Source organism: Massilia sp. P2_C2, assembly GCF_056404615.1.
Genome location: NZ_JBFUDR010000243.1, coordinates 1 through 9,884 on the forward strand (window position 1 = coordinate 1; position 9,884 = coordinate 9,884).

The 9,884-nt window shown below is 65.0% G+C and carries 11 protein-coding genes; 7 read left to right on the forward strand and 4 right to left on the reverse strand.

Annotation, left to right across the window (positions count from 1 at the left end):
* Positions 1-38: 38 nt before the first annotated feature.
* Together AC1DYX_RS22890 and AC1DYX_RS22895 are read right to left on the reverse strand one after the other, a co-directional pair.
* Positions 39-491 carry a nuclear transport factor 2 family protein gene (locus AC1DYX_RS22890; protein ID WP_477263110.1) on the reverse strand — a complete coding sequence of 151 codons (453 nt, stop codon included), beginning with the start codon at positions 489-491 and terminating at the stop codon, positions 39-41.
* A gap of 150 nt (positions 492-641) precedes the next feature.
* Complete coding sequence (locus AC1DYX_RS22895; protein WP_477263112.1) at positions 642-1,619, reverse strand: HDOD domain-containing protein; 978 nt, start codon at positions 1,617-1,619, stop codon at positions 642-644.
* A gap of 199 nt (positions 1,620-1,818) precedes the next feature.
* Here AC1DYX_RS22895 and AC1DYX_RS22900 point away from each other — a divergent pair, with 199 nt between their 5' ends.
* The 7 genes from AC1DYX_RS22900 to AC1DYX_RS22930 are packed head-to-tail and all read left to right on the forward strand — an operon-like array spanning position 1,819 to position 9,221.
* Positions 1,819-2,502, forward strand: coding sequence for a c-type cytochrome (locus AC1DYX_RS22900; protein WP_477263114.1), 684 nt, complete (start codon positions 1,819-1,821; stop codon positions 2,500-2,502).
* Positions 2,499-3,797, forward strand: coding sequence for a c-type cytochrome (locus AC1DYX_RS22905; RefSeq protein WP_477263116.1), 1,299 nt, complete (start codon positions 2,499-2,501; stop codon positions 3,795-3,797). The genes AC1DYX_RS22900 and AC1DYX_RS22905 overlap by 4 nt, the downstream gene beginning before the upstream one ends.
* Entirely contained in the window at positions 3,794-3,988 is a 195-nt protein-coding gene (locus tag AC1DYX_RS22910; protein WP_477263118.1) for a hypothetical protein, read from the forward strand. Before AC1DYX_RS22905 ends, AC1DYX_RS22910 begins: the two co-directional genes overlap by 4 nt.
* A 1-nt stretch (position 3,989) precedes the next feature.
* The gene (locus tag AC1DYX_RS22915; RefSeq protein WP_477263120.1) at positions 3,990-4,544 is read left to right on the forward strand and encodes a cupredoxin domain-containing protein; all 555 of its coding nucleotides are present in this window, start codon (positions 3,990-3,992) and stop codon (positions 4,542-4,544) included.
* Positions 4,545-4,560: 16 nt separating this feature from the next.
* Positions 4,561-6,165 carry a cbb3-type cytochrome c oxidase subunit I gene (locus AC1DYX_RS22920; RefSeq protein WP_477263130.1) on the forward strand — a complete coding sequence of 535 codons (1,605 nt, stop codon included), beginning with the start codon at positions 4,561-4,563 and terminating at the stop codon, positions 6,163-6,165.
* Positions 6,162-6,959, forward strand: coding sequence for a c-type cytochrome (locus tag AC1DYX_RS22925; protein ID WP_477263122.1), 798 nt, complete (start codon positions 6,162-6,164; stop codon positions 6,957-6,959). The genes AC1DYX_RS22920 and AC1DYX_RS22925 overlap by 4 nt, the downstream gene beginning before the upstream one ends.
* Before the next feature lie 60 nt (positions 6,960-7,019).
* Positions 7,020-9,221: an OsmC domain/YcaO domain-containing protein gene (locus AC1DYX_RS22930; protein WP_477263124.1), complete on the forward strand. Its 2,202-nt coding sequence runs from the start codon at positions 7,020-7,022 to the stop codon at positions 9,219-9,221.
* 203 nt (positions 9,222-9,424) lie between these two features.
* Here AC1DYX_RS22930 and AC1DYX_RS22935 read toward each other — a convergent pair whose 3' ends face one another.
* Both AC1DYX_RS22935 and AC1DYX_RS22940 read right to left on the reverse strand, forming a co-directional pair.
* The gene (locus AC1DYX_RS22935; protein WP_477263126.1) at positions 9,425-9,577 is read right to left on the reverse strand and encodes a hypothetical protein; all 153 of its coding nucleotides are present in this window, start codon (positions 9,575-9,577) and stop codon (positions 9,425-9,427) included.
* 77 nt (positions 9,578-9,654) lie between these two features.
* Positions 9,655-9,884, reverse strand: a 230-nt coding sequence (locus AC1DYX_RS22940; protein WP_477263128.1) for a hypothetical protein, incomplete at its 5' end; no start/stop codon positions are given.

Genomic DNA, 9,884 nt, shown 5'->3' on the forward strand with positions numbered 1-9,884 from the left:
CAGCAGAACCACCGACAATGCCAGCGCGACGGGTCGCATCACGGATCGATCTGCAGCGCGGGGGCGATCTGCCACACTTCCGTGGTCAGGTCGCCGTCGCGGTAGGTCAGCACGTGCCAGACTTTCACGGGCACGGCGCCGGCGTAGTCGGCCTTCGCCTGCACCGACGTGCCGCGCGGGTTGGACAGCGCCGTCAGCTTGCCGAAGTTCGCGGGACGCGGCTTGCCGGCATTCGCGGCGATGAATTTCTGCCAGACGGCGCGGATCGCGGCCTTGCCCCGATAACGTCCGTCGAGCGGCCCGCCGACCCACTCCATGTACGCATCGTCGGCATAGTCGCGCATCAGCGCTTCCAGGTCGCCGGCGGCGACGGCATCGAGGTGCGCCCTGGCCTTCGCCTCGTCCAGCGGTCCGGCCACGGCCATGCCGCCGCACCACGGCAGCAATGCCAGCGCCAGTAACAGGGATGCGGCTTTCGTCTTGCGGATCATCGTAACACCTCCTTGTTCTTTTATTACCGGAGAAAAGTTTCCTGTCCGAAAATCATAATTGCACGGAAACCTAGCCGTGGCAACACGGCGGATGGAACAACGTTGCTCCCGGGACGAATCCGTGCGTCGGCGCGACAGATGCGCGCCGGTTCAGCTTTCGACGGTGGTGAGCTTGCCAAGACAACGGCGCTGGAAATTATCCAGGCCATCCGTCACGAAATCGTCGTCCTCGTCGATGACTTTCGCGTCGATCAGCAGGCGCAGCTTGGCAATGCGGTCGCCCAGCGCGAGTGCCTGGGCCAGGTTGCCGTCGCCCGGATCGCCCGCATGCGCGATGGCATCCGCGACGGATTCCGGGAAATTCCAGTGCGTGGCGATGGCCGCCGACAGCTGCCGTCCGGCGGCCAGCAGCTGCAGGCCGAAGGCGCTGGAACCAGGCACCTTGCCCTCCTCGCAGACGCGGTCGGCCAGGCGGAAGCCGACGACGAGGCCCAGGTTCTGCATCAGGCCGGCCAGATACGCTTCGAAGGCCCCCGCCGTCAGGCCCGGCGCCATCAGGCTGGCCGCGAGCGCGCATTTCTCGGACTGGTTCCATACCAGCGGCGCGGCCAGGCGCGTGAAACCGGTCGATTGCAACTTGATGATCGGGCGGAAGGCGATGCGCGCGAGCAGCATGCGCAGGCCGTTCTGGCCCAGCATCATGAGAGCCGCCTCGACCGTCTTCACGGGCGACATCGGCCGGTAATACGCGCTGTTCGCTTCGCGGATCACTTCGGCCACGACGACGACGTCCTGCGCGACCTGGCGTGCCAGTTCCGCGTTCGACGCCTCGTCGTGCAGGCTGCGCAACAGTTGCGGAATCACTTCGGGCACGCGCGGCACGAGTTCGGCTGCGCCGGACGGATTCTGCGCGAGCGCATGCACCTGGTCGAGGATGCCGGTCTCGATGGCGGCCGGGGCATCGTAGCCGGAGGAGGCGGTCAGCCAGCGGTAATACGCGGCTTCGATCCCGGCGGCCATGCCGCCGGACTCGTCGTCCGGTTCGTCCGCGGCGGGCGCAGCGGTGGTTGGCGWGGTTGCGGACGTGTTGTCGGCACCGCCACGGAGGCGGTTGATCCAGTTTTTCATGGTGAGGAGCTGCGCTGCGGTCAGGATTCTATTGTAGCCCGATGCGGCCGCGTGCGGGATATGGACGACCCGGCACCGGGCCACACCGGATTCGTGCGTCGTTTGATAAGTCAGTTGTGATAATTTTCATATCGGCGCCTGACCCGGCTGTGGAGTTTATTCGATGAAAATAATTCTCGGCATAATCGGATTCGGAAGCATGCTCCTGGCCGGCGGCGCGCACGCGCAGGCGACGGCAGCCGACCGCATCCCGGATACGATGGAAGCGCGGGTCCAGGCCTGTACCGGCTGCCATGGCGCCCAGGGCCGCGGCGTGGAAAACGTCTATTTTCCCCGCCTGGCCGGCAAGCCGGCCGGCTACCTCTACAACCAGCTGGTGGCCTTCCGCGACGGCCGGCGCAAGTACGTGCCGATGAACTACCTGCTCGCCTACCTGCCGGACGCCTACCTGATGCGCATGGCCGAGCATTTCGCCGCGCTCTATCCGCCGCCCCTCGTGCAACCGAAGGTGGCCCGATCGCCCGATCAGGTCCGCGACGGCCAGCGCATCGTCACGCAAGGCATACCGGCCAAGAAGATTCCGGCCTGCGTCACGTGCCACGGCACGGAGCTGGGCGGACGCGAGCCCGGCATCCCCGGCCTCCTCGGCCTGCGCGCCGACTACGTCAGCGCCCAGCTGGGCGCCTGGCGCTTCGGCGTGCGCACGGCGCTGGCGCCGGACTGCATGCAGTTCATCGCCTCCAGCCTGAGCGAGCCGGAGGTCGCGGCAGTGTCGGCCTATCTCGCATCGCTGCCCGTCACCACGGCGCGCCCGGTGCGCCAACCCGGCCTGCGCCTGCCGCTGGCATGTGGCAGCCAGCCGCAGCAAGGAGGCCAGCCATGAACCCGCGTTCCCTGCTCCGCAAGCTCGCGCTCGCGGCGGTGCCGGCCGGCCTGCTGGCCATGGCGGCCTGGGTGCCGCTGCAAGCTCAGACAACTGCGCAGACCAATGCACCGAAACCGCCGGCGCAGGCAGCTATCGTCGAGCGCGGCCGCTACCTGGCCCAGGCCGGCGACTGCATCGCCTGCCACACGGTGCCGGGCGCGCAGATCTTCTCCGGCAACCGCGCGATGCCCACGCCGTTCGGCACGCTGTACGCGCCCAACATCACGCCCGACCGCGAGACGGGCATCGGCAACTGGAGCGCGGACGACTTCTACAACATGATGCACACGGGCCGCTCGCCCAAGGGCTATCTGCTGTATCCGGCGATGCCGTTCGCGTCGTACACCCGCGTCACGCGCGCGGACAGCGACGCCATCTTCGCCTACCTGCGCTCCGTGCCGCCCGTGCGCCTGGCCTCGCGCGAGCACGACCTGCGCTTCCCCTACAACAACCGCGCGCTGCTGCTCGGCTGGCGCACCTTGTACTTCCAGGAAGGCGAATATCAACCGGACCGCAGCAAGTCGGCCGAATGGAACCGCGGTGCCTACCTCGTGCAGGGCCTCGGCCACTGCGCCATGTGCCACACGCCGATCAATGCGCTGGGCGGCTCGTCGCAGGAAAAGGCGTTCCAGGGCGGCCTGATCCCGATGCAGAACTGGTATGCCCCATCGCTGACGTCGAACCGCGAGGCGGGCCTGGGCGACTGGGCGCTGCAGGACATCATCGACCTGCTACAGAAAGGCGTCTCGAACCGCGCCACCGTGTACGGCCCGATGGCCGAGGTCACGTTCAACAGCCTGCAATTCATGAGCGACGACGACGTGCGCGCGATGGCCGTCTACCTGAAGAGCCTCCCGGCCGACCAGGGCCCGGCATCCGACCCGGGACAAGCGCCGCTGCGCGCCGACGTCGGCCAGGCCTACACGGAAGGCCGCCGCATCTACGCCGCCCGCTGCGCCAACTGCCACGGCGCGGAAGGCCGCGGCAAGCTGCCGCACTACCCGCCGCTGGCGCGCAACCAGTCGATCGGCATGAGCTCGGCCGTGAACCCGATCCGCATGGTGCTCAACGGCGGCTACCCACCCGGCACGCGGCGCAACCCGATGCCGTACGGGATGCCCCCGTTCGCGCAACACCTGAACGACAACGAGATCGCATCGGTGGTGACCTTCATCCGCACCGCCTGGGGCAACCGGGGCGCGCCCGTGACGGCGCGCGAAGTCAACCAACTGCGCTCGGCCACGGTCGAGTGAGCGAGGACACCATGTTCCTGGAACCGACCGACCAGCACCCCGACGGTCCCGAGCAGCAGCGCCGCGTCGACGCCATCGTCGCCCGTGGCCCCGGCGGCGCGTTCGCCCTGGCCGGCATCGCGGTGGCCATCGTGATGGCGATCTGGCTCGCCTTCTACTTCCTCGTCTTCGTCTCGCGCGGAGGAGACTGACATGGCGAGTTCGGGACATGACGTCGCGGCCGCGGCCGAATCGCGCTGGGCCTGGATCGTCGGCGCCATCATCGCCTTCCTCGTCGCGATGATGGCCTACATGAGCCTGCACTGGGCCGCGATGCCGCCCGCGCGCATGGAAACCATCGACCCGACCACGCTGCACATCGCCGGCGAATTCGTCGAAACGAACCTGGGTTCAGCGGCCGAAGCGGACGGTTCGGTGACGGTGCGCGTGCTGGCCAACCAGTACTCGTTCACGCCGCAATGCCTGGTCGTGCCCGCGAACACATGGCTGCATTTCCGCGGCACGGCGGCCGACGTCGTGCACGGCTTTTCCGTCAGCCACAGCAACGTGAACATGATGCTGATCCCGGGCTACATCTCGAATTTCCAGACGCGCTTCGAGCGGACCGGCGAACACGTGATGCCGTGCCACGAATTCTGCGGCAACGGCCACGCCGCGATGTGGGCGCACGTGCAGGTCATCCCGCGCGACGAATTCATCCGCAGGGCCCAGTCCCAGCCGGGAAGGAGGTTGAGCTGTGTTCAGTAAAGACTCCCGCCAGCTGGTGCTGGCCCACTTCTGGGTGGCCTTCATCGCCTTCTTCGCCGCGCTGCTGCTGGGCGAATGGCAGATGGTCATCCGCAGTCCCCTGCTCGACTGGATCGGCAACCCCGAGCTGTACTACCGCTCCGTCACCGCGCACGGCTCCGCAATGGGCTATGTGTTCCCCACGCTGGTGGCGATGGGCTTCGGCTATGCCATCGTCGAACTGGCGCTGAAGCAGCCCCTCGTCGGCCGGCGCTGGGCCTGGACGGGTTTCATCCTCGTCCTGCTCGGCACGGTGGTGGCGATGGTGCCCGTCTCGCTGGGCAAGGCGTCCGTCCTGTACACGTTCTATCCGCCGCTGATCGCGCACCCAGCCTATTACATCGGCGTCGTGCTCGTCGTCGTCGGCTCGTGGATCTGGGTCGCGCTGATGTCCGTGAACCTGCGCGTATGGAAGAAGGCGCATCCGGGCGAGGCCGTGCCGCTGCCGATGTTCGCCAACGTCGCGGGCGCGTACCTGTGGGCGTGGACGTCGGTCGGCGCGGCCGTCGAGATCCTGTTTCTGATCCTGCCGGTGGCGCTGGGCTTCAAGTCGACGATCGACGCGGGCCTCGCGCGCGTGTTTTTTTCGTGGACCTTGCACGCCATCGTCTATTTCTGGCTGATGCCGGCGTACATCGCGTTCTACACCCTGGTGCCGCGCGCCATCGGCGGCCGTTTGTACAGCGACGTAATGGGTCGCATCTCGTTCGTCCTGTTCCTCGTGTTCTCGATGCCGATCGGTATCCACCACCTGTTCCAGGATCCGCAGGTCGGCGCCGGCGTGAAGTTCCTGCACGCCGTGTTCACCGCGATGGTCTCGGTGCCCACGTTGCTGACCGTGTTCACGATCACGGCATCCGTCGAGATCGCGGGACGCCTGCGCGGCGGCACGGGCGCCCTCGGCTGGGTCAAGGCCCTGCCCTGGCATAACCCGATGATGCTCGCCGTGGCGTTCTCGTTCATCCTGCTCGGCTTCGGCGGCGCGGGTGGCCTCATCAACATGAGCTACCAGCTCGACTTCGCCGTCCACAACACGCAGTGGATCACGGGGCACTTCCACCTGATCTTCGCGGGCGCCATCGTCATCATGTACTTCGCCGTAGCCTACGACCTGTGGCCGCACCTGACGGGCCGCGCGCTCRTCCAGGGCGGCATGATGAAGGCGCAGCTGTGGCTGTGGTTCGTCGGCATGATCATCCTGACCTTTCCCTGGCACGTCGTCGGCGTGATGGGCATGCCGCGCCGCATGGCCTATTTCGACTACACGAACCCGGAGATCGCGCCGCAGGCCATCACCGTCACCCTCAGCGCCATCGGCGGCCTGCTGCTGGTGATCTCCGGCGTGCTGTTCCTGCTCGTGCTGCTGCGCGGGCACCGCAGCGGCATCGTCGACCTGCCCGAATTCCGCTTCAGCCAGCCCGTGCACGCGCCGGTCCGCCTGCCGGCGGCGCTGAACAGCTATGCGCTGTGGCTGGCGCTGATGATCGGCCTCTCGCTCGTCAACTACGGCTATCCCATCGCGCAACTGGTGGCGCTCAAGCAGACGTCGGTACCCGCCGTCCCGATCGGAGGCACGCCATGAACGAACCACTGTTTTCGCTGAAGAACCGCTGGTTCACGATCGCCGTGGCGGCCGTCGTCGCGATCGCCGCCATCGCCGCCGCCATCGGCTTCCTGTGGGTGCCGCGCGCCCACGCGCGCGACGCGATGGCCTCGCTGTGGGAATCGATCTGCAGCGCGGCCGGCGCCCCGGCGCCCTACCGCAATCCCGGCCTGCCCGATGAAAAAGCCGTCTATCCGACGAGCGTGATCGTCAGCAGCGAGTTCACGGGCCCGATCGACAACGTCGCGGTCGGCCGCGGCGCCACGCTGGCCCTGCAATGCAGCATGTGCCACGGCGCGCGCGGGACGGCATCGGCCGGCACGAACGCACCGCACCTGGCGGGCCAGCCGCCGTCGTCGACCTATAAACAGCTGCGCGACTTCAAATCCGGCCACCGTCCGAGCGTCGTGATGCAGCCGCTGGCCACGAACCTGTCCGACCAGGACATGCGCGACCTGGCCGCGTTCTACTCGCAGCAGCAGCGCGAGACGCTGGTGAGGCATGCCGGGATCCGCATCGAGGAGCCTCGCATCGTCAGCAATGGGTCGCCGATGCGCAATGTGGGGGCGTGCGCGACCTGCCACAGCCCGGGCGTCGCGCGGGCGGCCACGCCCATCCTGGATGGACTGCCGCAGCCGTATATCGTCGACCAGCTCAATGCTTTCAAATCGGGGCGGCGGGCGAATGACATCAATCGGCAGATGCGGAATGCGGCGCATGCGCTGACAGACCAGGAGATCGACGTGGTGGCGAAGTATTACGCCAGCAGGTGAGGATCGATGCAGTAAAATGGCCTTCTTCAGTCATCCCTGCTGCCCGTTCAGAAGTCCCCCATGGAAATCAAAGTCAACTTTCTCGACAAGCTGCGTCTGGAAGCCAAATTCGACGACTTCACGGTCATCGCCGACCAGCCCATCCGCTACAAGGGCGATGGCTCGGCGCCCGGCCCTTTCGATTACTTTCTGGCGTCATCGGCCCTGTGCGCGGCCTACTTCGTGAAGTTGTACTGTTCAACGCGGAACATCCCGACCGAGAATATCCGGCTATCGCAAAACAATATCGTCGACCCGGAAAACCGTTACCAGCAGATTTTCAAGATCCAGGTCGAGCTGCCGGCGGATATTTCCGAGAAAGACCGCCAGGGCATCCTGCGTTCGATCGACCGCTGCACGGTCAAGAAGGTAGTGCAGGCCGGGCCTGAATTCGTGATCGAAGAGGTCGAGAACCTGGATGCCGACGCGCAGGCATTGCTGACGTTGCAGCCGGCAGCCGGCGCCCGCACCTATATCCCGGGCAAGGATCTGCCGCTGGAGCAGACCATTGCCAACATGTCGGGCCTGCTGGCGGACCTGGGCATCAAGATCGAAATCGCGTCGTGGCGCAATATCGTTCCCAACGTGTGGTCCCTGCACATCCGCGACGCGCACTCGCCGATGTGTTTCACCAACGGCAAGGGATCGACCAAGGAAAGCGCACTGGCGTCGGCCCTGGGCGAGTATATCGAGCGCCTGAGCTGCAACCATTTCTATGCCGGTACGTTCTGGGGCGAGGACATCGCCAACGCGGCGTTCGTGCATTACCCGAACGAGCGCTGGTTCCAGCCGGGGCCCGGCGATGCGCTGCCGTCCGGGATTCTCGATGACTACTGCCTGGACATCTACGACCCCGATGGCGAACTGCGCGCTTCGCACCTGGTCGATACCAACTCCGGCAATGTGGAGCGCGGTATCTGCTCTCTGCCCTACGTGCGGCAGTCGGATGGCGAAACCGTGTATTTCCCATCCAACCTGATCGAAAATCTCTACGCCAGCAATGRCATGAGCGCGGGGAATACGCTGGCCGAAGCCCAGGTCCAATGCCTGTCGGAGATTTTCGAGCGTGCGGTGAAGCGCGAGATCATCGAAGGCGAACTGGCGCTGCCCGATGTACCGGCCGACGTGCTGGCGAAATACCCGGGTATCGTGGCCGGCATCCAGGGATTGGAAGAGCAAGGCTTTCCGGTGCTGGTCAAGGATGCGTCGCTCGGCGGCATGTATCCGGTGATGTGCGTGACCCTGATGAACCCGCGCACCGGCGGCGTCTTCGCATCGTTCGGCGCGCACCCGAGCTTCGAGGTGGCACTGGAGCGGAGCCTGACCGAATTGCTGCAGGGGCGCAGTTTCGAAGGCTTGAACGATTTGCCGCCGCCGACGTTTGCCAGCCATGCGGTGACCGAGCCGAACAATTTTGTCGAGCACTTCATCGATTCCAGCGGCGTGGTGTCGTGGCGCTTCTTCAGCGCCAAGTCGGATTTCGATTTCGTCGAATGGGATTTCACCGCGCAGGGCGACAACGCCAATGCCGAGGAAGCAGCCACGCTGCTCGGCATCCTCGAAGAGAGCGGCAAGGAAGTGTACATGGCCGTGTACGACCAGCTGGGCGCCGTCGCCTGCCGGATTCTCGTGCCCGGTTATTCGGAAATCTATCCGGTCGAAGACCTGGTCTGGGATAACACCAATAAATCCCTGCTGTTCCGCGAAGATATCCTGAACCTGCACCGCCTGGACGATGCCGCGCTGGCAGCGTTGCTCGACCGCCTGGAGAACAATGAGCTCGACGAATACTCCGACATCGCCACGTTGATCGGAATCGAGTTTGACGAGAATACGGAATGGGGACAGCTGACGGTGCTCGAACTGAAGCTGCTGATCCATCTCGCCCTGCAGCAGTTCGATGAAGCGCACGAGCTGGTGGGCGCCTTCCTGCAGTACAACGACAATACCGTCGAGCGTCGCCTGTTCTACCGGGCCATGGATGCCGTGCTGGAAGTGGTGCTCGACGACGAGCTGGAACTGGACGATTATGTCGTCAATTTCCGGCGGATGTTTGGCAACGCGCGCATGGACGCGGTGCTGGGGGCGGTGGATGGCAGCGTGCGGTTCTTTGGGTTGACGCCCACGAATATGCAGCTGGAGGGGCTTGAGAGGCATCAGCGGTTGCTTGATAGCTATAAGAAACTGCATCAGCGGCGGGTCATGGCGTTCGGCCGCGATTAGAACTGACGTCGCGCTGTCGTGCGGAACGTCAGCCGGCCTTTTTCTGCCGGCGACGCTGGGACCGGTCAATTTCATGTGCGTCGCCTCCACCCGGTCGATGAGCAGGTCGAGAACGAGCAAAACCAGTTGCCCGATACCGTGCAGGTCGACCCGGCGCAGGTGCCTGCGGACGGCGTCATTCGCCAAGTTCTTGCCGCGCGCGTTCAATACCGACCGAACAGGGCACCGGTCTTGTCGAAGATCTCGGCGTGGCGCGGCGCCAGCTTCATGGTGGCGTCCTGGCTCGCCTTGACCTTGCCGCTAAGCCCTTGTGCCAGCGTTTGTATACCGAGACCTCCTGCAATTTCTTTTCCCAAATAAATCTGTTGACGGGACGCAACTTTAGTACCGGCAGGAAGGGAAATAATGACGGCATCTTCTACTCATGACGGTGTTAAGGAGAATGAAATGGACGCCTCCCACCTTTACGAGCGGAATGACGAACGGCAAGAAGGGAGCGGGGGATAGCGGAAGGGGTGGACCCTCGCGGGCCGACGGCGTCAAAAGCGCCTAAAGTGAAAGTGTCGAGACTTTCGAGGCTAACCGGAGGATCCACATCATGAATGCTACTCGCAAAACGACGGTCGGTGTCGATACGGCCAAAAGCGTATTTCAGGTCTATAC